At 60.4% G+C, this 22,817-nt stretch carries 21 protein-coding genes; 9 read left to right on the plus strand and 12 right to left on the minus strand.

The window, feature by feature from the left end:
• Positions 1 to 32 precede the first annotated feature (32 nt).
• Genes J2Y86_RS24575 through pcaC form a run of 3 tightly spaced genes read left to right on the plus strand, consistent with a single transcriptional unit; the run spans position 33 to position 2,603 of the window.
• A complete protein-coding gene (locus J2Y86_RS24575) occupies positions 33 to 1,397 on the plus strand; it encodes a 3-carboxy-cis,cis-muconate cycloisomerase (protein WP_253437534.1) in 1,365 nt (454 codons plus the stop codon).
• 11 nt (positions 1,398 to 1,408) lie between these two features.
• Complete coding sequence (pcaD, locus tag J2Y86_RS24580; protein ID WP_253437537.1) at positions 1,409 to 2,200, plus strand: 3-oxoadipate enol-lactonase; 792 nt, start codon at positions 1,409 to 1,411, stop codon at positions 2,198 to 2,200.
• A 10-nt stretch (positions 2,201 to 2,210) separates the two neighbouring features.
• A complete protein-coding gene (pcaC, locus tag J2Y86_RS24585) occupies positions 2,211 to 2,603 on the plus strand; it encodes a 4-carboxymuconolactone decarboxylase (protein ID WP_253437540.1) in 393 nt (130 codons plus the stop codon).
• A gap of 174 nt (positions 2,604 to 2,777) precedes the next feature.
• On the opposite strand, the gene J2Y86_RS24590 is transcribed toward pcaC, so the two are convergent.
• The 7 genes from J2Y86_RS24590 to emhA form a co-directional block, all read right to left on the minus strand.
• Positions 2,778 to 3,596 (minus strand): methyltransferase domain-containing protein, encoded by an 819-nt coding sequence (locus tag J2Y86_RS24590; protein ID WP_253437543.1) that lies wholly within the window; start codon positions 3,594 to 3,596, stop codon positions 2,778 to 2,780.
• A gap of 20 nt (positions 3,597 to 3,616) precedes the next feature.
• Positions 3,617 to 3,991 (minus strand): DUF1641 domain-containing protein, encoded by a 375-nt coding sequence (locus tag J2Y86_RS24595; protein WP_253437546.1) that lies wholly within the window; start codon positions 3,989 to 3,991, stop codon positions 3,617 to 3,619.
• 22 nt (positions 3,992 to 4,013) lie between these two features.
• Positions 4,014 to 5,204 carry an NAD(P)/FAD-dependent oxidoreductase gene (locus J2Y86_RS24600; RefSeq protein ID WP_253437549.1) on the minus strand — a complete coding sequence of 397 codons (1,191 nt, stop codon included), beginning with the start codon at positions 5,202 to 5,204 and terminating at the stop codon, positions 4,014 to 4,016.
• A gap of 192 nt (positions 5,205 to 5,396) precedes the next feature.
• A complete protein-coding gene (locus tag J2Y86_RS24605) occupies positions 5,397 to 6,656 on the minus strand; it encodes an OprD family porin (RefSeq protein WP_253437552.1) in 1,260 nt (419 codons plus the stop codon).
• 432 nt (positions 6,657 to 7,088) lie between these two features.
• A complete protein-coding gene (gene emhC, locus J2Y86_RS24610; protein WP_253437555.1) occupies positions 7,089 to 8,549 on the minus strand; it encodes an efflux RND transporter outer membrane subunit EmhC in 1,461 nt (486 codons plus the stop codon).
• A complete protein-coding gene (gene emhB / locus J2Y86_RS24615; RefSeq protein ID WP_253437558.1) occupies positions 8,546 to 11,710 on the minus strand; it encodes an efflux RND transporter permease subunit EmhB in 3,165 nt (1,054 codons plus the stop codon). The genes emhC and emhB overlap by 4 nt, the downstream gene beginning before the upstream one ends.
• 3 nt (positions 11,711 to 11,713) lie before the next feature.
• Positions 11,714 to 12,871, minus strand: a complete 1,158-nt coding sequence (gene emhA / locus J2Y86_RS24620) for an efflux RND transporter periplasmic adaptor subunit EmhA (RefSeq protein WP_253437561.1) — start codon at positions 12,869 to 12,871, stop codon at positions 11,714 to 11,716.
• Positions 12,872 to 13,137: 266 nt separating this feature from the next.
• Between emhA and emhR the strand changes: the two genes are divergently transcribed.
• Entirely contained in the window at positions 13,138 to 13,770 is a 633-nt protein-coding gene (gene emhR / locus J2Y86_RS24625) for an efflux system transcriptional repressor EmhR (protein WP_253437564.1), read from the plus strand.
• Between the two features lie 242 nt (positions 13,771 to 14,012).
• On the opposite strand, the gene J2Y86_RS24630 is transcribed toward emhR, so the two are convergent.
• Genes J2Y86_RS24630 through J2Y86_RS24640 form a run of 3 tightly spaced genes read right to left on the minus strand, consistent with a single transcriptional unit; the run spans position 14,013 to position 16,575 of the window.
• Positions 14,013 to 15,062 carry an alkene reductase gene (locus tag J2Y86_RS24630; RefSeq protein ID WP_253437567.1) on the minus strand — a complete coding sequence of 350 codons (1,050 nt, stop codon included), beginning with the start codon at positions 15,060 to 15,062 and terminating at the stop codon, positions 14,013 to 14,015.
• A 22-nt stretch (positions 15,063 to 15,084) separates the two neighbouring features.
• Positions 15,085 to 16,251 carry an MFS transporter gene (locus J2Y86_RS24635; RefSeq protein WP_253437570.1) on the minus strand — a complete coding sequence of 389 codons (1,167 nt, stop codon included), beginning with the start codon at positions 16,249 to 16,251 and terminating at the stop codon, positions 15,085 to 15,087.
• Between the two features lie 3 nt (positions 16,252 to 16,254).
• Entirely contained in the window at positions 16,255 to 16,575 is a 321-nt protein-coding gene (locus J2Y86_RS24640) for an ArsR/SmtB family transcription factor (RefSeq protein WP_253440420.1), read from the minus strand.
• A gap of 157 nt (positions 16,576 to 16,732) precedes the next feature.
• On the opposite strand from J2Y86_RS24640, the gene J2Y86_RS24645 reads away from it, so the two are divergent.
• Together J2Y86_RS24645 and J2Y86_RS24650 are read left to right on the plus strand one after the other, a co-directional pair.
• Positions 16,733 to 17,308 (plus strand): ACP phosphodiesterase, encoded by a 576-nt coding sequence (locus J2Y86_RS24645; protein WP_253437574.1) that lies wholly within the window; start codon positions 16,733 to 16,735, stop codon positions 17,306 to 17,308.
• Between the two features lie 283 nt (positions 17,309 to 17,591).
• Positions 17,592 to 18,554: an IS110 family transposase gene (locus J2Y86_RS24650; RefSeq protein ID WP_253430575.1), complete on the plus strand. Its 963-nt coding sequence runs from the start codon at positions 17,592 to 17,594 to the stop codon at positions 18,552 to 18,554.
• Between the two features lie 23 nt (positions 18,555 to 18,577).
• Here the strand turns inward: J2Y86_RS24650 and J2Y86_RS24655 are convergent, their stop codons facing one another.
• Together J2Y86_RS24655 and olsB are read right to left on the minus strand one after the other, a co-directional pair.
• Positions 18,578 to 19,369, minus strand: coding sequence for a lysophospholipid acyltransferase family protein (locus tag J2Y86_RS24655; RefSeq protein ID WP_253437577.1), 792 nt, complete (start codon positions 19,367 to 19,369; stop codon positions 18,578 to 18,580).
• Positions 19,369 to 20,124, minus strand: a complete 756-nt coding sequence (gene olsB, locus J2Y86_RS24660) for an L-ornithine N(alpha)-acyltransferase (protein ID WP_208671639.1) — start codon at positions 20,122 to 20,124, stop codon at positions 19,369 to 19,371. Before olsB ends, J2Y86_RS24655 begins: the two co-directional genes overlap by 1 nt.
• Positions 20,125 to 20,279: 155 nt before the next feature.
• Here olsB and J2Y86_RS24665 point away from each other — a divergent pair, with 155 nt between their 5' ends.
• The 3 genes from J2Y86_RS24665 (at position 20,280) to J2Y86_RS24675 (ending at position 22,732) form a co-directional block, all read left to right on the plus strand.
• The gene (locus tag J2Y86_RS24665; RefSeq protein ID WP_253437580.1) at positions 20,280 to 21,158 is read left to right on the plus strand and encodes an acyl-CoA dehydrogenase family protein; all 879 of its coding nucleotides are present in this window, start codon (positions 20,280 to 20,282) and stop codon (positions 21,156 to 21,158) included.
• 153 nt (positions 21,159 to 21,311) lie between these two features.
• Positions 21,312 to 22,406, plus strand: coding sequence for a serine hydrolase domain-containing protein (locus J2Y86_RS24670; RefSeq protein ID WP_253437583.1), 1,095 nt, complete (start codon positions 21,312 to 21,314; stop codon positions 22,404 to 22,406).
• Complete coding sequence (locus J2Y86_RS24675) at positions 22,403 to 22,732, plus strand: amidase (protein ID WP_253437587.1); 330 nt, start codon at positions 22,403 to 22,405, stop codon at positions 22,730 to 22,732. The genes J2Y86_RS24670 and J2Y86_RS24675 overlap by 4 nt, the downstream gene beginning before the upstream one ends.
• Positions 22,733 to 22,817: the final 85 nt, after the last annotated feature.

The raw sequence follows: 22,817 nt of genomic DNA on the forward strand, positions 1-22,817 counted from the left end.
GCCACACCGGCCCACGCTTTCAAGGACTGTTTATGAACCAGCGACCGGGCAATCAATTGTTCGATGCCTATTTCACTGCCCGCGATATGCGCGACGTGTTTTGCGATCAGGGCCGGGTTCAGGCCATGCTCGATTTCGAAGCGGCGCTGGCCCGGGCCGAGGCGAAGGTTGGCTTGATTCCGCAGACCGCTGTGGCGTCTATCGAAGCAGCCTGCCGGGCCAAGCATTTTGATTTCGCGGCCCTTGGCGAGGCGATTGCCTCGGCCGGCAATTCGGCGATTCCGCTGGTGAAAGCCTTGGGCAAACAGATCGCGGCCACCGATGCTGAAGCCGAGCGCTATGTGCACCTGGGCGCCACCAGCCAGGACGTGATGGACACAGGCCTGGTGCTGCAACTGCGCCGGGCGCTGGAACTGATCGAAAGCGATCTGGCGCAACTGGGCGAAACGTTGGCGACCCAAGCGTTACGCTTCGTCGCCACGCCGCTGGCCGGACGCACCTGGTTGCAACACGCGACACCGGTCACCCTGGGCATGAAGATCGCCGGTTGGCTGGGGGCGGTCACGCGCAGCCGTCAACGCCTGCAAGAACTCAAACCGCGTCTGCTGGTGCTGCAATTCGGCGGCGCCTCCGGCACCCTCGCGGCCCTCGGCTCACAGGCAATGCCGATCGCCGAAGCGCTGGCCGGGGAACTGCAACTGAGCTTGCCCGACCAGCCCTGGCACACCCAACGTGATCGTCTGGTGGAGTTCGCTTCGGTGCTGGGCTTGATCGCCGGCAGCCTCGGCAAGCTTGGTCGTGACATCAGTCTGTTGATGCAGACCGAAGCGGGCGAAGTGTTCGAACCGTCGGCGCCGGGCAAGGGTGGCTCTTCGACCATGCCGCACAAACGCAACCCGGTGGGCGCTGCGGTGCTGATCGGCGCGGCTACGCGCGTGCCCGGTTTGCTCTCGACCCTGTTCAGCGCGATGCCGCAAGAACACGAGCGCAGTCTGGGCCTGTGGCACGCCGAATGGGAAACCCTGCCGGAGATTTGTTGCCTGGTGTCCGGCAGCCTCAAGCAAGCGCTGCTGGTGGCGGACGGATTGGAAGTGGATGCCGAGCGCATGGCCCGCAACCTCGACCTGACCCAAGGCCTGGTGCTGGCCGAAGCGGTGAGCATCGTTCTCGCCCAACGGGTCGGCCGCGACACCGCGCATCATCTGTTGGAGAACTGCTGCAAACGCGCCGTGGTCGAGCAACGGCATTTGCGCGCGGTCCTCGGTGACGAGCCGCAAGTGACTGCCGAACTCTCGGCTGCTGAACTCGATGATCTGCTGGACCCCGCCCATTATCTCGGTCAATCCCGTACGTGGGTCGAGCGAGCGGTGGCTGAACATTCTGCGTTGACTGCCTGAAGGAGATTGCTGTGGCTTTCGTACAACTCGCCGAGGGCGAATTGAATTACCAACTCGATGGACCGGACGATGCGCCAGTGTTGGTGCTGTCCAACTCGCTGGGCACCGACCTGCACATGTGGGACGCGCAGATGGCGGCGTTCACCGAGCATTTCCGCGTGCTGCGTTTCGACACTCGCGGGCACGGCAAATCGCTGGTCACGCCGGGGCCGTACACCATCGAGCAACTGGGCCGTGACGTGCTCGCGATGCTGGATGCGCTGCACATCGATAAAGCGCATTTCTGCGGCCTGTCGATGGGTGGCTTGATCGGCCAGTGGCTGGGCATCCATGCCGGTGATCGATTGAACAAACTGGTGGTGTGCAACACCGCGGCGAAAATCGGCGATCCGTCGATCTGGAATCCACGCATCGAAACCGTGCTGCGTGACGGCGCGGCGGCCATGGTCGCGCTGCGCGATGCCTCGATCGCGCGCTGGTTCACCGCGGATTTTGCCGAAGCCAATCCTGCTGCGGCGAAGAAGATTACCGACATGCTCGCGGCGACTTCGCCAGAAGGTTATGCCGCCAATTGCGCCGCCGTGCGCGATGCCGATTTCCGTGATCGGCTGTCTTCGATCAAGGTGCCGTTGCTGGTGATCGCCGGCACCGAAGACGCGGTCACGCCGCCGTCCGGTGGGCACTTCATCCAGGCACACGTGCCGGGCGCCGAGTACGCCGAGTTCTACGCCGCGCACCTGTCCAACGTTCAGGCCGGTGCTGAGTTCAGCGCGCGGGTGCTGGCGTTTCTGTTGGCTGAATAAGGGGATTGTTGTGGACGAGAAACAACGTTACGACGAGGGCCTGAACGTCCGCCGCGCAGTGCTCGGCGACGCCCACGTCGACCGCAGCCTGAACGCGCTGACCGAGTTCAACTCGGAGTTTCAGGAAATGATCACCCGTCACGCGTGGGGCGACATCTGGACCCGTCCGGGCCTGCCGCGCCATACCCGCAGCCTGATCACCCTCGCCATGCTGATCGGCATGAACCGCAATGAAGAACTCAAGTTGCACCTGCGTGCCGCTGCCAACAACGGCGTGACTCGCGGCGAGATCAAGGAAGTGATCATGCAGAGCGCGATCTACTGCGGTATCCCGGCGGCGAATGCGACGTTCCATCTGGCGGAGTCGGTTTGGGATGAGTTGGGAACTGAGTCGCGGGAGTGATCCTGGGGATTTGCGGTGCCTGGGCTGACGCTTTCGCGGGCAAGCCACGCTCCCACAGGTCCGCGGTGAACACAAAACAGAGGTTCACCGCGGACCTGTGGGAGCGTGGCTTGCCCGCGATAGCGGTAGAGGGCTTGATACATCCTTTGGCTGGATAAACGATTTCGCGATCAATCAAACCTTCGCAACGATGAAGATTCGCTTGAACGGAAACAGCGTGTGCCCATCCTCCTCCTGCGGGTAGTGCGCGTGGACCCGCATGATGAAGTGATAGATGAACCGCGCCAGTTCATCATCCTTCAACCCTTGCATCACCGTCCTCAAAGCCGACACCTTGATCCAGTCATACACCGGCGACTTGCCGTCAACGACTTGCAGCTGCTCGGTCTCCCAGATATCCAGCGAGCAGGTCAGGGGCGCGAGCAGATGGTAATAATCGGCAAGTGACAACAGAGGACGTCTGGCCAAGGTCTCACGCAACTGCGGGGTGCCCAGCGGTGTGCCTCTGGCGCCACCATCATTGAGCGTGTCGAGCATCAACTGATACCACAACGCATCCCGCCAGTCGGGCATGTGCGCCGCCAGGCAGCCGCTGGGGTTCAGGTGCCTGAGCAGCCATGGCAGCAATTTTTCGTGATCGTCGATGAAGTGCAACACGGCGGCGGCGAACAACAGATCGAAGGGCTGCTCGGGTTGCCAGTTCTGTAGGTCACACTGTTTCCATAGCGCTTTGATCGGTAGTTGGCGGGCCTGGTCCAGCATCTCTTTTGAGCTGTCGAGGCCGAGCAACTTTGCGCGAGGCCAACGTTTGGCCAGCAACTGTGTCGCAATGCCGGTGCCGCATCCCAGGTCGCAGATGCGCGCAGGCTTATGGAGGGCGACACGCTCGAGCAATTCGATGACCGGCCGTTGCCTGAGGCGGGAAAACTGCTGGTACGTCTTGGCGTCCCAGTCGTCGCAGGCCTTCCCTGGCGTTTCAAGTTTGACGCTCATGAGGTGGTCCTCTCTGGCGATTACAGTTGTCTTCCGATGACGTTCAGTGATTTCAGGACAACGGCCACGCCTTTGCGCGTGTCCGGGTCGTTCAGCAGTCTGACCAAGGCCATGACGCTCGGTGGTTTCGCGGCGGCGACTTCGGCGTGGGCCCGGCGCACGGCGTTGCTGATTGTCCAGGTGGCCGCGGTGGCGTTTTCGAACTGCAGCGCCAGTTTTTCCACCATGGCGGCGTCCAGCAGGTCGACCATGTCCGAGACCAGCGACAGCACGTCGACAATGTTGTCCAGTCGCCCGCTGTCGATCAGCGGCTGCAGTTTCGTCATCAACGCATTGAGCCCCGCCGAGCTGTCGGCCGTGCCGATGGTGAGGGTTTCATCTGACAGGTTTGTCATTGTTTTTTCCTCCCTGAGCCCGTCACAGCATGCCCCGGGCAACCGCCCAGTACAGACCGCGGTTGAAGCCGTTCCTGAGCAGGCCGCCGAGTTTGGTCGGCGGAGTCGGTTGGACATCGCACCTGTAGTTGTACCAAAGCGGCATGCCGGCATTGAGGCCCATTTGTGCCACTGCCTGAACACGTCCGTCGTAGACATCGACGGGACCACCCAGCCGGATCTCGGCGGCAATGTTGTTGGCAATCACCGGTGCCTGGTTATGGCACGCACCACCGGCCTTACTGACAGGCAGGTCGACGGTGTCCCCGATCACGTAGACGCCCTCCTGACTGTAGACCTGAAGGGTTTCATGGTTTGTGGGCAACCAACCTTCGTTGTTCGGTGCTTGAGATGCTCCGGACGCCAGCACCGCATCCACGGCGCGGATCGGCGGCGTTGCCATCAGAATGTCGAAGGGCTGCGAGTCGCCTTCTACGGAATAGGCGGTTCTGCTGTCGGGATCGACGCGATCCAGCGTGAACCCACGCTGAAAGCGGATATTTTTCTGCTCGAAAATACTCGGCAGAATTTCTCCTGTCGGTCGTTGCAGGAACAGGCAGTTACGCAGGAGTTGAGCCGTGGTCGGGTAGGTGTAGATGATTTCCACCTTGTCCCGCACGCCACGACGCCGCAAAAAATCATCGAGCATCAAGGTGGTTTCGACGGGCGCGATACCGCATTGATGGGGAACATTCGGTGTTTGCGGGAAGGACACGGTGATGAAAATCCGGCCTTTTTCGATGGTGCTCAGCTTTTGTGCCAGTTGCCTGGCAGGTTCGTATTGATAGAAGTGATCGCCGGCTTCTTTCAAACCTTTGATGCGTTCCGGGGCGGGCACGCAACCGGTGGCAATGACCAGAAAATCATAGTTGTAGACTGTGCCGCTGCGGGTTTTCAAGCGTTGCCCGGGAAAATCGAAACGTGTCACTTCTTCAACGTTGAAGGTAATTTCCGCGCGCAGCAATGAGCGTTCCGGGCGCTTGAGTTCTTCCTTGAAAAACAGGTTGAACGCCACGTACATGAACGCAGGTTTGTAGAAGTGATCGGGGGAGTTGGACAACAGGGTAATCGAGACTTCGCCGCGCAGGATTTCTGGATACAGCTTGTTGACCAGTTGATTGGCCAACATCGTTCCACCAACGCCGCCACCGACGATAACTATTCGCTTGCTCATACCTGACCTCCGTGGTCTTGGCAGCTTCGCGTACAGCATCCGGAGATAACGGAAGAAAAAAAGGACTCCTACTTCGGGCTGGAGAATTTAAACGCACTGATGACTGTATCTGTTGTTGCATGATTCGCCACTTCATGACGACCAGCGGTCAGCGCCAGCGTTTCCTGCAAGGGGCGACGCTGGCGCCAAGCCTTACAACAAACTGATCGGATAGCTGACGATCAACCGGTTCTCGTCAAACTCGTTGTTGCTGTAGTCGCGGCGCATGGTCGAGTTGCGCCATTTGACGTTCAGGTCCTTCAGCGCACCGCTCTGTACGGTGTAGCCCAGTTCGCTTTCGCGGCCCCATTCCTTGCCGTCGGTGACGGTGCCGGTGTGGACGTTGTCGCCGCTGATGTAGCGGTTCATCAGGGTCAGGCCGGGAATTCCGAGCGCGACGAAGTTGTAGTCGTGACGCACTTGCCAGGATTTTTCCTGCGCGTTGTCATAGCTGGAGTTGTAGCTGTCGTTGGCCAGGGTGCCGCCGCTGGTGCCGTTGACCCGCATCCAGGCGCTGTCGCCGGTGAGTTTTTGCAGGCCGACGTAGAAAGTGTTGCCGCCGTATCTGGCGGAGAGCATTCCCGACCAGGTCTTGTTGTCCAGGTCACCGGCGCGGGCACTGCCGTCGTCCTTGCCGTAGAAGAAACCGAGGTTGGCGCCCAGGGTCCAGTCGCCGACGGGCTGGGTGTGAACCAGGTTGATGTATTGCTGGCTGTAGATGTCCTTGAGTTCGGCGTTCCACAGGCCGATTTGCGTGCGCTTTTCGTTGAACAGGTATTCGCCGCCCTGGAAGTTGAAGCGGTCCGAGGTGAACGCCGCTTTGCCGGTCATCGACATGTCGCTCATGCTGCTGTCGTCACGCGGGCTATTCTGGCGGAACTGACCGCCGTAGAGCGTCAGGCCGTTGATTTCCTTCGACGTGATCTGGCCGCCGCGGAAGGTTTGCGGCAGCGAGCGCCCATCGTCCGAACGCAGGATCGGCAGCACCGGCATCCATTCGCCGACCTTCACTTCGGTCTGCGACAGCCTGGCCTTGAACGCCACGTTGGTGCGACCAAAGCTGTCCGCCGGGCGGCCGTCGTGATCCAGCGGCAGCAGTTGCGTGCCACCGGTGCCTTTGCCGCCGTCGAGCTTCACCGAGTACAGCCCCAGCACATCCATGCCGAACCCGACGGTGCCCTGGGTGAACCCGGACTTCGCGTCGAGGATGAAACTTTGCGTCCACTCTTCAGCCTTGCCCTGCGCCTTGGTCGGGTTGGTGAAGTTGCGGTTGATGTAGAAGTTGCGCAGGTTGAGGTTGACCTTGGCTCCTTCGACAAAACCTGACTCCTCGGCCGTGGCGGGCAGGGCCGCGCCGGTCAGCGCGATGGCGATCAGGCCGGGGAAGACGTACTGCGCAGTGGAAGGCGTCATGTGCTCGGTCTCTCTTGTTTTCAGGGATGCAACGGGTTGAGGCCGCAACGTTCGGGTTGCAGACAAAAGATTCGGATTCAAATGAAACGGGGCGAGATCAGCCGGACAGGGCAGGGCGCGGGGGCATGGTGTCGAACCTGTTGTTATTGGTTTTGTGTGGCGAATGGTGCGGGGAATGAACTGGATGGTTCAATTGGTAAAAGCGGGTTTTGGGCGGTTATCGAACGTAAGATTGATCGGAGTTTCGGGTTGCCTCTGCTGGCCCTTTCGCGAGCAAGCCCGCTCCCACATTTAACCGCATTCCAACTGGAGAAACTCGGTCGAATGTGGGAGCGGGCTTGCTCGCGAAGGGGCCAATATTGCCAACACACCTTTTCCCGCCGCCAACAAAAAGCCCACCAAAAGGTGGGCTTCGTGTTTACAGCAGCACGATCAGAACAACTTCAGCTTCGGCGCTTCTTCTTTCAGCGGCTCGACTTTCGCGGTCTGCTCATTCCAGCCACCGCCCAGTGCCTTGTACAGATTCACGGCGCTGGTCAGTTGCGCCAAACGGTCGGTGATCAGCGCCTGTTGGGCACTGAACAGCTGACGCTGGGCATCGAGGAAAGTCAGGTTGCTGTCGACGCCGATGCGATAACGACGCTCGGCCAGACGGTAGTAGTCCTGGTTGGCGGTGACAAAATCACGCTGGGCCTGCAACTGCTCGGTGTAGGTCTGGCGGGCGGCCAGGCCGTCGGCGACTTCCTGGAAGGCCGTTTGAATGGACTTCTCGTAGTTCGCCACGCCGATGTCTTTCTGGATTTTCGAGTAATCCAGGCTGGCGCGCAGGCTGCCGGCGTTGAAGATCGGCAGGTTGATCTGCGGCTGGAACAACCAGGTGCCCGAACCACCCTTGAACAGACCGGACAGGTCCGGGCTCAGGGTACCGGCGTTGGCAGTCAGGCTGATGCTCGGGAAGAACGCTGCCCGTGCCGCGCCGATGTTGGCGTTGGCCGCTTTCAGGTTGTATTCGGCCTGGAGGATGTCCGGACGACGTTGCAGCAAGTCTGACGGCAGGCCGGGCGGTACGTCGCTCAGCAGGTCGTCAGACAGCGGCTTGGCTTCTTGCAGATTGGCCGGGATGCCGGTGCCGAGCAGCAGCACCAGGCTGTTTTCATCCTGGGCAACCTGACGCGTGTAACGAGCCAGTTGCGCGCGGGCGTTTTCCACCGAGGTACGCGACTGCGCCAGATCCAGTGCGGAAGCTACGCCCACTTCGTTGCTGCGGGAGGTGAGCTTGTAGCTCTCCTCGAACGCACCGAGGGTGTCCTGAGTCAGTTTGCGCAGCTCTTTGTCAGCCTGCCAGGTCAGGTAGGCATTCGCCACGCTGGCCACCAGGCTGATTTGCGTGCTGCGACGGCCTTCTTCAGTGGCGAAGTACTGCTGCAGCGCTTCTTCGCTCAGGCTGCGAACCCGACCGAACAGGTCGAGTTCATAAGCACTGATGCCGACGGTGGCGGAGTAGGAACTGGTGATCCCTGCCTGGCCCGTTTGCGAAGCATCCGCCGGAACCCGCTGGCGGGTGCCGGTGCCATTGGCTGAAATGGCCGGGTACAGGTCCGCACGCTGGATGCGGTACTGCGCCGCGAACGCGTCGATGTTCAGCGCCGCGACACGCAGGTCACGGTTGTTTTCCAGGGCGACCTGGATCAGCTGTTGCAATGCCGGGTCATGGAAAAACTGCTTCCAGCCCTGTTCGGCAGCGGCCTGTGCAGGCGCCTGGGCCGGCGAATACGCCGGACCTTGTGGGTACTGCGCTGCCACCGGTGCTTCAGGCTGCTGATAATCGGGTATCAGCGAGCAGCCGCTCAGCACGAAGGCCGCGACTGCGATGGAGAGTAGCGACTTGCTCATTGGCCAGCCTCTTTAGAAGGTTCAATAGCGTCGTCCTGATCGGCGGTTTTGCGCTGACCCATGGCCGACACGGTGACGAAGAACAGTGGGACCCAGAAGATCGCCAGGACCGTGGCGGTGATCATACCGCCAATAACGCCCGTACCGATCGCATGCTGGCTGCCCGAACCGGCGCCCGTGGAAATCGCCAGGGGTACCACGCCGAGGACGAAGGCGAGCGAGGTCATGATGATCGGTCGCAGACGCATCCGGCACGCCTCGATCGCCGCGTCGCGCAGGCTGCGCCCTTGCTCATGCAGTTCCTTGGCGAACTCGACGATCAGAATGGCGTTTTTCGCCGCCAGACCGATGGTTGTCAAGAGGCCCACCTGGAAGTACACGTCGTTGGACAGGCCGCGCAGACTGGTCGCCAGCAGCGCACCGATGATCCCCAGCGGCACCACCAGCATCACCGCGATCGGAATCGACCAGCTTTCATAGAGCGCCGCCAGACACAGGAACACCATCAGCAACGACAAGGCGTACAACGCCGGAGCTTGCGAGCCCGACAGACGTTCCTCGTACGACAGACCGGTCCAGGAAATACCGACACCCGCCGGCAGTTTCAAGGCGAGGGCTTCGACTTCGGCCATCGCTTCACCGGTGGAATAACCCGGTGCAGGGGAACCGAGGATTTCCACCGCTTCCACGCCGTTGTAACGGGCCAGTTTCGGCGAACCGTAGATCCACTCACCCTTGGCGAACGCGGTGAACGGAACCATGGTGCCGGCGCTGTTGCGCACGTACCACTTCTTCAGGTCTTCGGGGCTCATGCGCGCACCCGGCTGGCCTTGCACGTAAACCTTCTTCACCCGACCACGGTCGATGAAGTCGTTCACATAGCTACTGCCCAGGGCAATCGACAGGGTGTTGTTGATGTCGGCGATGGTAATGCCCAGCGCGCTGGCCTTTTCGTCGTCGATTTCCAACTGGTATTGCGGCTCGTCGTTCAGACCGTTCGGGCGCACTTGGGTCAGCACTTTGCTTTGCGCCGCCATGCCGAGGAACTGGTTACGGGCAGCCATCAGCTTTTCGTGACCGATACCGGCGCGGTCCTGCAGGAACACGTCGAAACCGGTGGCGTTACCCAGTTCCAGTACTGCGGGTGGCGCGAACGCAAACACCATGGCGTCACGGAAGGTGAAGAAGTGCTGTTGGGCACGGGCCGCGACTTTGAACACGTTGTTGTCGGCGTTACGTTCATCCCACGGTTTCATCATGATGAACGCCATGCCCGAACTCTGGCCACGGCCGGCGAAGTTGAAGCCGGTCACGGTAAACACCGAGTTCACCGCATCGCCTTCACCGCCATCCTTGCTCGGACGCAGCAGGTATTCACGCATCTGGTCCACGACCACTTGGGTGCGCTGGGCCGTCGAACCGGCGGGGGTCTGCACCTGGGCGAACAGTACACCCTGGTCTTCTTCCGGCAGGAACGCCGTTGGAATGCGGGTGAACAGCCAGATCATGCCGACCACGATGATGAGGTACGCCAGCAGGTACGGCGCCTTGTGCGTAAGCATGTTGCCCACGCCTCGCTCGTAGCTGCGTACGCCACGGTCGAAATTGCGGTTGAACCAACCGAAGAAGCCGCGTTTCGGTGTGCCGTGCTCGCCTTTCGGAATCGCCTTGAGCATGGTGGCGCAGAGTGCCGGCGTGAAGATCAGTGCGACCAACACGGACAGCGCCATGGCCGAAACGATGGTGATCGAGAACTGCTTGTAGATCACACCAGTGGAGCCACTGAAGAACGCCATCGGCAGCAGTACCGCCGACAGCACCAGCGCAATACCCACCAGCGCACCCTGGATCTGCCCCATGGATTTCTTGGTGGCCTCCTTGGGTGACAGGCCTTCTTCGCTCATGACCCGCTCGACGTTTTCCACCACCACGATGGCATCGTCCACCAGCAAGCCGATGGCCAGCACCATACCGAACATGGTCAGGGTGTTGATGCTGAAACCGAATGCCGCCAGGATCCCGAACGTACCCAGCAATACCACCGGCACCGTCATCGTGGTGATGACCGTGGCGCGGAAGTTTTGCAGGAACAGGAACATCACCAGGAACACCAGCACGATCGCTTCGACCAGAGTTTCAACCACACCCTTGATCGACTCGGTCACCACTGGAGTGGTGTCGTAAGGGAATACCACTTCCATACCTTGCGGGAAGAATGGCTTGAGGCTGTCGATGGTCTTGCGCAGGGCTTTCGCCGTGTCGAGTGCGTTGGCACCGTTCGCCAGTTTCACCGCGAGGCCGGAAGCCGGGGCGCCGTTGAACTGGGCGTTGATGCTGTAGTTCTCGCCACCCAGACCGACATCGGCGACATCTCTCAAGCGAACCTGGGAGCCGTCCTTGTTGACTTTGAGCAGGATTTTATTGAATTGCTCAGCGGTCTGCAGGCGGGTCTTGCCGATGATCGTCGCGTTCAACTGAGTGCCGGGCAGGGCAGGCAGGCCGCCGAGCTGGCCGGACGAAACCTGGACGTTTTGCGCGGCGATGGCGGTCTTGACGTCGATCGGGGTCAGGTTGAAGTTGTTCAACTTGGCCGGGTCGAGCCAGATACGCATGGCGTACTGGGAACCGAACACCTGGAAGTCGCCCACGCCGGCTGTCCGCGAGATCGGATCCTGCATGTTGGACACGATGTAGTTCGACAGGTCGTCCTTGGTCATGCTGCCGTCACGCGAGACCACGCCGATCACCAGCAGGAAGTTCTTCACCGCCTTGGTGACGCGGATACCTTGCTGCTGTACTTCTTGCGGCAACAGCGGGGTGGCCAGGTTCAGTTTGTTCTGGACCTGAACCTGCGCGGTATCGGAGTTGGTGCCTTGCTCGAAGGTCGCAGTGATCGTCATGGTGCCGTCAGAGTTACTTTCCGAGGACACATAACGCAGGTTGTCGATACCGTTGAGCTGCTGTTCGATCACCTGTACCACGGTGTCTTGCACGGTTTGCGCGGAAGCGCCCGGGTACGCCACGGAAATGGCGATCGCCGGAGGTGCAATGCTCGGGTACTGGTTGATCGGCAACTTGAGGATCGATAGAGCCCCGACCAGCATGATCACCAGGGCAATTACCCAGGCGAAAATCGGACGGTCGATAAAAAATTTCGACATGGTTTACTCCCCTTTGCCGCTGGAAGCCTTGCTAGCTGCCTGTGCGGGGGCCGGGTTCTTTGCGCCAACGTTAGTCGCCTCACTGGCCTTGACTTCAATGCCGGGTTTGACGAATTGCAGTCCTTCGGTGATCAGGCGATCGCCGGCCTTCAGGCCGTCCTCGATCAGCCACTGGCTGCCGACAGTGCGGCTGGCCTTGAGCTGACGCAGTTCGACCTTGTTGTCCGGACCGACGACCAGCGCGGTCGGGGAGCCTTTGAGGTCGCGGGTCACACCTTGTTGCGGCGCCAGGATCGCGGCGGCGTTGACGCCGGCCTGAAGCTGGGCGTGAACGAACATGCCGGGCAGCAGAGTGTGATCCGGGTTCGGGAACACCGCACGCAAGGTCACAGAGCCGGTGGTCTGGTCAACCGAGACTTCGGAGAACTCGAGCTTGCCGTCCAGCTTGTACTGGCTGCCGTCTTCGAGGGTCAGCTTGACTGCGGCCGAGTTGTCGCCGGCCTTTTGCAGGCGCCCGCTTTCCAGTTCGCGGCGCAGTTCAAGCAGCTCCACGGAAGACTGGGTGACGTCGACGTAGATCGGGTCGAGTTGCTGGATCACCGCCATGGCATCGGCCTGGCCACTGGTGACCAGTGCGCCTTCGGTCACGCTGGAACGGCCGATACGGCCCGAAATGGGCGCATAGACCTTGGTGTAGCGCACATTGATCTGGGCGCTTTGCAGGGCGGCTTCCGATTGCAGGCGGTTGGCCAGGGCGGTGTCGTATTCCTGACGGCTCACGGCCTGTTCGTTGACCAGTTGCTTGTAGCGATCGGAGATCGATTTGGTCTGTTGCAGATTGGCTTCGGCGCTTTTCAGCGTGGCTTCATAAACGGCTGGATCGATCTGATACAGCTGCTGGCCGGCCTTGACGTCGCCGCCTTCCTTGAACAGACGCTTGAGAATGATGCCGTTGACCTGAGGACGAACTTCGGCAATGCGATAGGCGCTGGTGCGGCCTGGCAGTTCGGACGTCAGGGTGAAGGCTTGAGATTGCAGGGTTACAACGCCGACCTGAGGGGGTGGCGGGGCCGGCGCCGCTTCTTCCTTTTTGCATCCGCTGAGCAGCGATGCCAAGGCGACGGCAGTGACCAGAGCGGTAACAGCTGGCTTGAATTGCATGAAAATCCTCGGGTCAGGCGCGCAAATTGCGCACAAGAAATGTGGAAGGGTAAAAAATGTGCGCTGAGTGGATAAGTAGCTTGCTAAGGAATATACTTACGTTCATGGTTGTTTGTAAATACCTTGGCTGCGTACCCACATCGTTACAAAAGCCGTTTCAAAGGTTCGAATTGTAGGCCGGGGACGACACCCAAGAGCGTTCGCCCCACTTTTATTCAGCGGATGTTCAGGCATCGCTGATGCACCCTGATTGAGGTTGTACTGCCATGGTCCGTCGTACCAAAGAGGAAGCTCAAGAAACCCGTAGCCAGATACTCGAAGCGGCAGAGAAAGCCTTTTACGAACGGGGCGTAGCGCGCACGACACTGGCGGACATCGCGACCCTGGCGGGCGTCACGCGCGGGGCCATCTACTGGCATTTCAGTAACAAGGCGGATCTGGTGCAGGCCATGCTCGACACCTTGCATGAGCCGCTGGACGAAATGGCCAAGGCCAGTGAAAGCGAAGATGAACTCGACCCGTTGGGTTGCATGCGCAAGCTGCTGATTCATTTGTTTCATCAAGTTGCCCTGGACCCGAAAACCCGCCGCATCAATGAGATTTTGTTTCACAAGTGCGAATTCACCGATGAAATGTGCGATCTGCGCCAGCAGCGCCGAGAGGTCAGCCTCGATTGCAATGTGCGAATCGCCCTGGCCCTTACCAATGCGGTGAATCGGGGGCAGTTGCCGGACAATCTCGACACGGCCCGCGCGGCCATCAGCCTGCATGCCTACATTGACGGCATCCTGTACCAGTGGCTATTGGCGCCCGACAGTTTTCAACTGCACACCGAAGCCGAGCGTTGGGTCGATACAGGGTTGGAGATGCTGCGTTTCAGTCCCAGCCTGCGCAAATGAAACAAAATGCGTAATTGGATCCGCTTGTGTCAACCGTTGAAGCCGCAGATGAACGGTTCTTCACGCGCTCTATGGCAATGGGGTGCTTTTATATACGCCCGTTCGTTTGGTTGACAGGTCGCAAGCCCAGTATTTTGTAGGAATTTTGTGTCTAGTCTGTGAGCGGATGTGCATATCGGCGTCAGGTAATAAAAAAGCCCCAGCTCTTTCGAGTCGGGGCTTTTGCGTTTCAAGGAGGACGGTTACATCACCGGGTAGTCGATGTAGCCCACCGGGCCTTTGGCATAAAACAATTCCGGACGCGCTTCGTTCAGCGGTGCATCGGCCTTCAAGCGTGCCGGCAAGTCCGGGTTGGCAATGAACGGCACGCCGAAGGCGACCGCATCAGCCTTGCCGCTCGCCAGCCAGGCATTGGCGCTGTCCTTGGTGAAGCGTTCGTTGACGATGTAGGGGCCGCCGAACGCTTCTTTCAATTGTGGACCGAGGCTGTCGCCCGCTTCTTTTTCGCGGGAGCAGATGAACGCGATGCCACGTTTGCCCAGTTCGCGAGCGACGTAGGTGAAGGTTTCGGCCAGGTTGTCGTCACCCATGTCATGGGAGTCGGCGCGGGGTGCCAGGTGCACACCGACACGGCCGGCGCCCCAGACTTCAATCGCTGCGTCGGTCACTTCCAGCAACAGGCGCGCACGGTTTTCCAGGGAGCCGCCGTAGTGGTCGGTGCGCTGGTTGGTGCTGCTTTGCAGGAACTGGTCGAGCAGGTAACCGTTGGCGCCGTGGATTTCCACGCCGTCAAAACCGGCCGCCTTGGCGTTCTCTGCACCGGTGCGATAGGCGTCGACGATGTCGGCGATTTCAGCGGTTTCCAGAGCGCGCGGCGTTGGGTAGTCGGCCAGTGGACGAACCAGGCTGACGTGACCTTTTGGCTGGATGGCACTCGGTGCGACCGGTGCTTCACCGTTCAGGTACGACTCGTGGGACACCCGGCCAACGTGCCACAGCTGCAGGAAAATCTTGCCGCCCGCGCCATGGATCGCTTTGGTGATGTTGGACCAGCCACGCACCTGGTCGTTGGACCAGATACCCGGGGTGTCCGGGTAGCCGACGCCCATCGGCGTGACCGAGGTGGCTTCGCTGAGGATCAGGCCAGCGGAGGCGCGCTGCACGTAGTACTCGGCCATCAGCGCGTTCGGCACACGGCCTTCGTCGGCGCGGCAGCGGGTCAGTGGCGCCATGATGATGCGGTTGGCCAACTCGAGGTCGCCCAGTTTGATCGGATCGAAAATCGTCGTCATTTAATACAACCCTCGTGAGGTATCAGTGAGTAGCAGGGGCCAGTTCGGGATTACCGCTCTGACGGAAAGTAATCAGGGTCACCAGCAGGGCGAGTACCGCCAGTGCGGCGGCCGCGAGAGGCACGCTGGTCAGGCCGTAGCCGTGGGCAATGACGCTGCCGCCGACCCAGGCGCCGAGTGCGTTGCCGACGTTGAATGCGCCGATGTTCAGGGTCGACACCAGGTTCGGTGCGGCCTTGCCGTAGGTCACCACGTTCACTTGCAGGGCCGGCACGGCGGCGAAGCACGCGGTGGCCCAGAGGAACAGGGTGATTTCGGTCGGGATCAACGCGACGCTGGTCCAGGTCAGCACAGTGGAGACCACCGCCATGCTGATGAACACGCCGATCAGCGTCGCCGCCAGGCCTTTGTCAGCCAGTTTGCCGCCGATGATGTTGCCGACGGTCAGGCCCAGGCCGATGAGCATCAGGGTCCAGGTCACACCGCGTGGCGAGACGCCGGTCACTTCGCCCAACAGCGGTGCGACGTAGGTGAACAAGGTGAAGACCGATGCCGCGAACAATGCCGTCATGCTCAACGACAGCCAGATGCCGGCGCCTTTGAGGGCACGCAGTTCGGCGCGCATGTCGAGTTTTTCTTCGTCGCGCTTGGCCGGCAGGAAACGGATCAGGCCAATCAGGGCGATAACACCGATCACGGTCACGGCCCAGAAGGTCGAGCGCCAGCCGGCTTGTTGACCGAGCGCGGTGCCCAGTGGCACGCCGAGCACGTTGGCCAGGGTCAGGCCGGTGAACATCAGGGCCACGGCCGAAGCGCGTTTGTTGGCCGGGACCAGGCCCGCCGCTACCACCGAACCGATGCCGAAGAAGGCGCCGTGGCACAGGGCAGTCACCACCCGGGCAAACATCAGCACGTTGTAGTCACTGGCCACGGCACACAGCAGATTGCCGATGATGAAGATGCCCATCAACGCTACCAGTGCGGCCTTGCGCGGCAACTTCGCGGTGGCCAGTGCCATGAACGGCGCACCGATGGCCACGCCGAGGGCGTAACCGGTCACCAGCCAGCCGGCGCCGGGGATCGACACACCGAGGTCGGCCGCCACATCGGGCAGCAGGCCCATGATGACGAACTCGGTGGTGCCGATGGCGAAGGCGCTCAAGGCCAGTATGAGGAGCGAGAGGGGCATTGTTTAATTCCTTGTCGGAGCGCTGAGCTCCTTGACGATGGCGTCGAGGAACGCCTGGATAACGTCTTCGTTGCGTTTGAAGAAGTGCCATTGACCGGCTTTCTGGCTGCTGATCAGTCCCGCACGTTGCAAGGTCGCCAAATGCGCGGACACGGTCGACTGCGACAGGCCGCAGCGTTGATCGATCTGCCCGGCGCAAATGCCGTACTCATGGTTGTGGATCTGTTCCGGGAACTGGGATTTGGGATCTTTAAGCCAGGTCAGGATGTCTCGCCGTACTGGGTGTGCCAGGGCTTTTATTATTTCGTCGAGGTCGAGGTTCATTGGCTTGGGGCTCATGATGAGTAAAACGCTATATCGCGATGGGGCGAAATTTAAATCGTTGCTTCGCGATATACCAATATGATTTCGGTCTGACGACCGCGTAAATCGGTATATCGGGTTATAACGATATGTGGGGCGCAGTGTTAAGCTGCGGGGCATGAACTATCTCGCACATCTTCACCTCGGTGGCCAGCGTCCCGGTCAATTGCTCGGCAGTCTGTATGGCGATTTCGTCAAAGGGCGGCTGCAAGGGCAGTTCGAACCGGAGATCGAGGCGGCCATACAGTTGCATCGCAGCATCGACGTGTTTACCGACCGCCATCCGTTGGTGGACGTGGCGCTGTCGCGGTTTTCCCTGACCCGCCGGCGTTACGCCGGGATCGTGCTGGATGTGTTTTTCGATCATTGCCTGGCGCGTGACTGGACGCAGTACGCGGATCTGCCGTTGCAGCAGTTCACGTCGGATGTGTACCGGGTGCTGTCCGCCGAGCGGCAGTTGCCGGAGCGGTTGGCGAGGATCGCACCGCACATGATGGCGAATGACTGGTTGGGTTCTTACCGGGAGTTCGACGTGCTGGAGCAGGTTTTGCGGGGGATTTCGCGGCGATTGACCAAGCCTGAGGAACTGGCGGCGGCGATGCAGGAGCTGCGGGTGTTGTATGAGCCGTTGAGTGAGGATTTCAGGTTGTTCTATCCCCAGTTGCAGACGTTCGCCCAAACAAAACAGATCTAATGTGGGAGCGGGCTTGCTCGCGAAAGCGGTGTGTCAGCCACCATCGATGCCGGCTGACACACCGCTTTCGCGAGCAAGCCCGCTTGTATGTTTAGACTTGAAGGGGTGGGCGGGACTAAAGCCTAGCTTCTGACTCTGACCAGTACAGACCGTGGGAGACTTCGTCCCGCCCCTTCACCTAATGCGCCGATAAGGAATGCATCGGCCTAGACCGACGATAGAAACAAGCCAGCGCAACGGTGAACCCCGACAAGTCTTTAAACCCTAGCTCGGAGGGCGTGCCATGACAATTCATGTTTCGCAGGTGGTCGTTGGTGTGGATGTCGCGAAGGACGAGATCGTTGTTTATCGATCCGATCTGGAGCAAGTCTTGATTGTTTCGAACGAGCGATCGACCCTTAAGAAGTGGCTCAAGGCGCTGCCCGCAAACAGCGCCATTGCCCTCGAAGCCACCAACACCTATCACCTCGATACGACAGAGATGGCCCATGAAATGGGTCATGACGTTTACGTTATCGATGGCAGCCGTCTTAATCGATACCGCGAAGGGATAGGTATTCGGGCTAAAACAGATGCCCTGGATGCAGCGTTGCTGGCTCGTTACTTGAGTAAAGAGTCCGACAAGTTGAGGATTTGGAGTCCGCCTCCAAAGGCCTACACACAACTCAAAAGCTTGCTGCGTCGTCGGGCCGAGCTTGTTCGGCATCGTGTGGCCATCAAACAAAGCTGGAAGGACGAACCGTTGCTCGAAGAGGCATTGGCCGACTATCTGGCATGCCTTGAGCAGATTGAAAAAAACATACAGAAAGTGCTGAAGAGCATTGTCAGCGAAGCTGACATGGACGCGCAGGTAAAACGCTGCCAAGCGGTTGAGGGTGTAGGCGTCCTGACGGCTACAGCTGCAGTCACCGCCTTTATGCGTGGAGATTTTTCCGACAGCGATGGCTACATTGCCTTTCTAGGAATGGATCCGCGAGTCAGACAATCGGGAAAGAAGGATCAGAAACGATACTTATCCAAACGAGGCGATTCGGAGTTCCGGCGCTTATTTCATAACAGCGCCATGGCCGCGAGTCGCTCTCCAGCCTGGAAACCTTACTATCAAAGCTATCTGGCAAGAGGCATGAAGGGCACTCAAGCCTTGGTAATACTTGCCCGTAAGCTGGCCAGAGTACTGTTTGCCTTGATGAAAAATCAAAGCGAGTACAAGCCAAGTTCTATGTTTGGGGGTTGCCCCCAAACATAGAATCTCCCACAGGGGATGTGTGTTTAAGCAGCGATAGCTGGGCGCATCGGAACCTGCTGTTTCTCCGGAATCGCCCCAAACAACGCCTTCTGCACCGCCTGCTGCGCTTCAAACGCCAGCGCCGCACGCTCGCGACCTTCGCAAGCGATCGGCTTGAGCAGATGAACCTCCACATCACCCCGGTCATTGGCAAACAACCGCATCAGGTGCGAAAGCAAATCATCGTCACCAATGAACGGCGCCAGGGAATCCACCTCACCCTCACGCAGATAACGAATCGCCACCGGTTGCAGTTTCACTTGCGAATCAATCGCCGCTGACAGCAAGCGACCATGAAAGGTGCGCAACGAACGGCCATCGGTGGTGGTGCCTTCCGGGAACATCAACAGCGGATGGGCCTGCTCCAGATGACGGGTCATCTGTTTGCGGATCAACTGGCTGTCGCCCGAACCGCGACGGATAAACAGGCTGCCGGCCTTGGCCGCCAACCAGCCTGCCACCGGCCAGGTGCGCACTTCGGCTTTGGACAGAAACGACAGCGGCGTCAGCATGCCCAGCAGCGGGATGTCGGTCCAGGACACATGGTTGCTGACCCAGAGCATCGGCGTCTTCGGTAATTCACCGTGGACGGTCACGCGAAAGGGCAGGGCATTCGCCAGACGCGCCATGAAAAATCGCGACCAGCGCTGGCGGCGGACCATCGAATGAGCGATGCCCAAACGTTCGAACAGCCCGAACACGCTGGCCATGCTCAGCCCCAGCGTCACCACGAACAACACTCGCGCAATCCGCGCGTACACCCGCAAGCGGCTCATTACACAGCCGCCTTGAAGTGCTTGGCGTAGCGCGGGCAGAGTTCATCGCGCTTGAGCAGGATGAACACGTCGGCGACCTGGAAGTCTTCGTCCCAGCACGGCTCGCCGCAGATCTTCGCACCGAGGCGCATGTAGGCCTTGAGCAGCGGCGGCATTTCCGCGATGACGTTGGACGGGATGTCCAACACCGGCAACGGTTTTTTCGGCTCGGCACGCAGGTGTTCGGTGCACAGGTAACGTTCGCGCAGGCGCTGCATGATCGCGTGGGCCTGAATGCCGCCGTCCTGCATCGGGATGCTCGCGCAACCCATCAAATAGCTGTAGCCGCCCTGATTCAAGACTTCGGCCAGTTCACCCCAGAGCACGGCGATGGTGCCGCCGTTGCGGTAGGCCGGGTCGACGCAGGTGCGACCGATTTCGAGGATCGGGCCTTTGAGGTGGACCAGGCCGTGCAGGCTGAATTCTTCTTCGCTGTAAAACTTGCCCAGGCTGCTGGCGGCCGTGTGGTCGAGCAAACGGGTGGTCGCCACCAGACGTCCGGTGTTCAGGTCGCGCACGCCGATGTGGGCGCAGTGAACATCATAGTCATCCATGTCCAGACCCAGCTCCGCGCCTTTCAGCTTGGCGTTGAATTCGCCGCTGAACACGTTGAAGCGCAAGGCCTGGGCTTCCTGCAAAGCCTCGGCGCCCACCAGGCGTTCGGCTTGCAGGCGGCGTTCATTGCCGGTGTCGCTGATGCGGGCGATCTGAGTCATGGCGAATCTCCGTGCGGGCTGCTCACCCGTCTTTGGGTTACAGCGGATCGACTTTCTTTATCCAGCCTTGTTGTGCAAAGTCAGGCTATGTAGCCCCGGTGTCATCGCCATGAAGCTTTGGTGATGCTTATATGACAGCCCACGAGGAGCCTCTTATGCCCTGGCAAACCCTGTTGAATCGCCGCGACCGCTTGCCCGCCAATCCAGACTTGGCGGAGGCTTTCGCGACGTTGTTGCAGCAATTGGGGACGGTGACGCCGTTTGAATTGGCGGTGGTCGGCGGACGCCTGATGGCGACACCGGGGCTGGCCTTTCTGGTGGGCTATCAAGCGGCGTTGCGCATGCTCTGGCCGAGCGCGCCGCCGAGCCTCGGCGCGTTGTGCGCGACCGAACAGCGCAGCCTGCGGGTGGCGGACATGCAGACACGTCTGACCGACCTGCGCCTGAACGGACGCAAGGATTTCGTCACCGCCGGCGATGCCGCGGACTGGCTGTTGATCGCCACCCGCAGTGAAGAACCGGGCGATGGTCCACGCCTGAGCCTGGCCGTGGTCTATCCCGGTGAACCGGGTGTCCGGGTGGAAAAACTCCCGGCGATCCCGCTGATGCCGGACATCAGCCACGGTCGGCTGTTTCTCGACAATGCCTTGTGTGAGTTGCTGGCGGGGGATGGCTGGGATGCGTACGTCAAACCGTTCCGCACCCTCGAAGACATCTATGTGCTGAGCGCCATGACGGCGTGGTTGTATGGGGTGGGTCAGGACAGCGACTGGCCTCAGGGCTTGTTATTGCGTTTGCTGGCGCTGTTGGCCGGGTGCGCGGAAGTCAGCCGGCAGGCGCCGAACAATCCCGCCGGGCATGTTCTGCTGGGCGGGTTGTTTGCGCAGTTTGACGGGTTGAAGGGGGAGGTGAATCAGGCATTGGCCGATGGCCCGCCGGAGTGGGCGGCGATGTGGCAGCGGGATCAGTCGGTGATGGATCTGGCAGTGGGGGCAAGAGGTAAGCGATTAGCCAAGGCGTTAGCGGTGAGTTGACTGGCCTCTTCGCGGGCAAGCCTCGCTCCTACGGGTTACACGCTGTCCCTGTAGGAGCGAGGCTTGCCCGCGAAGGCGCCCTCAAGGACAAAACTCCAAAACTGTCATCAACCTCGACTAGGCTCAGCAGGTTCAACTCTCCGAGCCCCCACCATGTTCAAAGGCTTGCCCCTGCTGTTCATGCTGCTGCTAAGTCCCACGACCCACGCCGAAAACTGGCCCGCCGAGCAATGGTCCACCGGCCCGACCCTCACCGGCCCGGCCATTCAAGCCCTGGAAACCTACGCCTTCCCACCCCGCGACGACGCCACCCGAAAAGGCATCCGCACCGACGCCCTGCTGGTGATCCGCGATGGCCAGGTGATTTACGAACGCTACGCCGGCCCGACCACTGCCGACACGCCGCACCTGACCTGGTCGATCAGCAAAAGCCTCATGGCCGCGGTCCTTGGCGTGGCCTACGGCGAAGGCCTGTTCACGCTTCAGGACCCGGTGCTGAAATTCTATCCACCGCTGCAAACACACCCCGCGATCACCATGGCCGATCTGCTGCACTGGGCCTCCGGCCTGGACTGGCAGGAAGACTACGAATACGCGCCGTTGAAGTCCTCGGTGGTGGCGATGCTTTACACACGCGGTCATCACGACATGGCCGCATTCACCACCGATCACCCCGAGTATGCGCAGCCCGGCCAGGCCTTTCGGTATTCCAGTGGCGACAGCAATCTGCTGGCCGCAGCGCTGAAAAACATCGTCGGCCCGGCACGCTATCCCGACTATCCATGGACCGCGCTGTTCGAACCCTTGGGCATTCGCCACGCCGTTTGGGAAACCGACGCCACGGGCACCTTCGTCGCCTCGTCCTATGCCTACCTCACCGCGCGGGACCTGGCACGAGTCGGCCTGCTGATGGCCCGCGACGGTCGTTGGGGCGACCGGCAATTGCTGCCCAAGGATTGGGTCGCCTTCAACCGACAACCTTTCGACCGCTATCGAGCCCATCAGGACGAGGCGGTGCCGGGCGGTCATTGGTGGCTCAATCGTGCAGCGGATGGCGCCGCACAACCCTGGCCCGATGCCCCCGCCGACACCTTCGCCGCACTCGGCCATTGGGGCCAGGCGATGTACGTGATCCCCAGCGAACACCTGGTGATCGTGCGCTACGGCGATGATCGCGACGGCAGCTATCGACACAACGAACTGCTCAGACTCGCGCGCATGGCCTTCGCCGGGAAGGTGCAGCCATGAATCACCGCTCTTTTGTCCGCCGCCGACCGTTCAGCACGCTGGGGTTGATCCTGCTGATCGCCTTGCTCGGCTGGATCTGGCAGGAGCGGGTGGCGCTGTGGGCGTTCCCGGACATCATCAGCGCCTACACCGCCAAGGAGTATTGCTCGTGCCGGTATGTGATGAATAACGACGTCGAGTATTGCCGTGGGTATGTGAAGCAGTGGTTGCCTTTCAGCGCCTTTGCCGATGATCCCGTCAGCAAACAGGTGATGGTCAGCGGCATGGGCCGCAGCAACCGCGCCATGTGGATCGGTGAACGCCAGGGCTGCCGCCTGACTCCCTGAACACGGTGAAGCTTTTGTGGCGAGGGGGTATGTCATTGACTCAAGATCCGTGGCATTAGAGTTTGCAACCTGCCTCAGGGCGGTT

Source organism: Pseudomonas migulae, from assembly GCF_024169315.1.
In the GTDB taxonomy this organism is placed as follows: Bacteria; Pseudomonadota; Gammaproteobacteria; order Pseudomonadales; family Pseudomonadaceae; genus Aquipseudomonas; species Aquipseudomonas migulae_B.

Coding starts and splice junctions, on each gene's coding strand:
- J2Y86_RS24635 (WP_253437570.1), bottom strand. CDS start 16,251: ATGCCCCTCTCGCTCCTCATACTGGCCTTGAGCGCCTTCGCCATCGGC.
- emhB (WP_253437558.1), bottom strand. CDS start 11,710: ATGTCGAAATTTTTTATCGACCGTCCGATTTTCGCCTGGGTAATTGCC.
- J2Y86_RS24655 (WP_253437577.1), bottom strand. CDS start 19,369: ATGAGCCGCTTGCGGGTGTACGCGCGGATTGCGCGAGTGTTGTTCGTG.
- emhA (WP_253437561.1), bottom strand. CDS start 12,871: ATGCAATTCAAGCCAGCTGTTACCGCTCTGGTCACTGCCGTCGCCTTG.
- J2Y86_RS24575 (WP_253437534.1), top strand. CDS start 33: ATGAACCAGCGACCGGGCAATCAATTGTTCGATGCCTATTTCACTGCC.
- J2Y86_RS24670 (WP_253437583.1), top strand. CDS start 21,312: ATGTTCAAAGGCTTGCCCCTGCTGTTCATGCTGCTGCTAAGTCCCACG.
- emhR (WP_253437564.1), top strand. CDS start 13,138: ATGGTCCGTCGTACCAAAGAGGAAGCTCAAGAAACCCGTAGCCAGATA.
- J2Y86_RS24645 (WP_253437574.1), top strand. CDS start 16,733: ATGAACTATCTCGCACATCTTCACCTCGGTGGCCAGCGTCCCGGTCAA.
- J2Y86_RS24650 (WP_253430575.1), top strand. CDS start 17,592: ATGACAATTCATGTTTCGCAGGTGGTCGTTGGTGTGGATGTCGCGAAG.
- J2Y86_RS24665 (WP_253437580.1), top strand. CDS start 20,280: ATGCCCTGGCAAACCCTGTTGAATCGCCGCGACCGCTTGCCCGCCAAT.
- J2Y86_RS24675 (WP_253437587.1), top strand. CDS start 22,403: ATGAATCACCGCTCTTTTGTCCGCCGCCGACCGTTCAGCACGCTGGGG.
- J2Y86_RS24605 (WP_253437552.1), bottom strand. CDS start 6,656: ATGACGCCTTCCACTGCGCAGTACGTCTTCCCCGGCCTGATCGCCATC.
- J2Y86_RS24600 (WP_253437549.1), bottom strand. CDS start 5,204: ATGAGCAAGCGAATAGTTATCGTCGGTGGCGGCGTTGGTGGAACGATG.
- J2Y86_RS24595 (WP_253437546.1), bottom strand. CDS start 3,991: ATGACAAACCTGTCAGATGAAACCCTCACCATCGGCACGGCCGACAGC.
- J2Y86_RS24630 (WP_253437567.1), bottom strand. CDS start 15,062: ATGACGACGATTTTCGATCCGATCAAACTGGGCGACCTCGAGTTGGCC.
- J2Y86_RS24640 (WP_253440420.1), bottom strand. CDS start 16,575: ATGAACCTCGACCTCGACGAAATAATAAAAGCCCTGGCACACCCAGTA.
- emhC (WP_253437555.1), bottom strand. CDS start 8,549: ATGAGCAAGTCGCTACTCTCCATCGCAGTCGCGGCCTTCGTGCTGAGC.
- J2Y86_RS24590 (WP_253437543.1), bottom strand. CDS start 3,596: ATGAGCGTCAAACTTGAAACGCCAGGGAAGGCCTGCGACGACTGGGAC.
- olsB (WP_208671639.1), bottom strand. CDS start 20,124: ATGACTCAGATCGCCCGCATCAGCGACACCGGCAATGAACGCCGCCTG.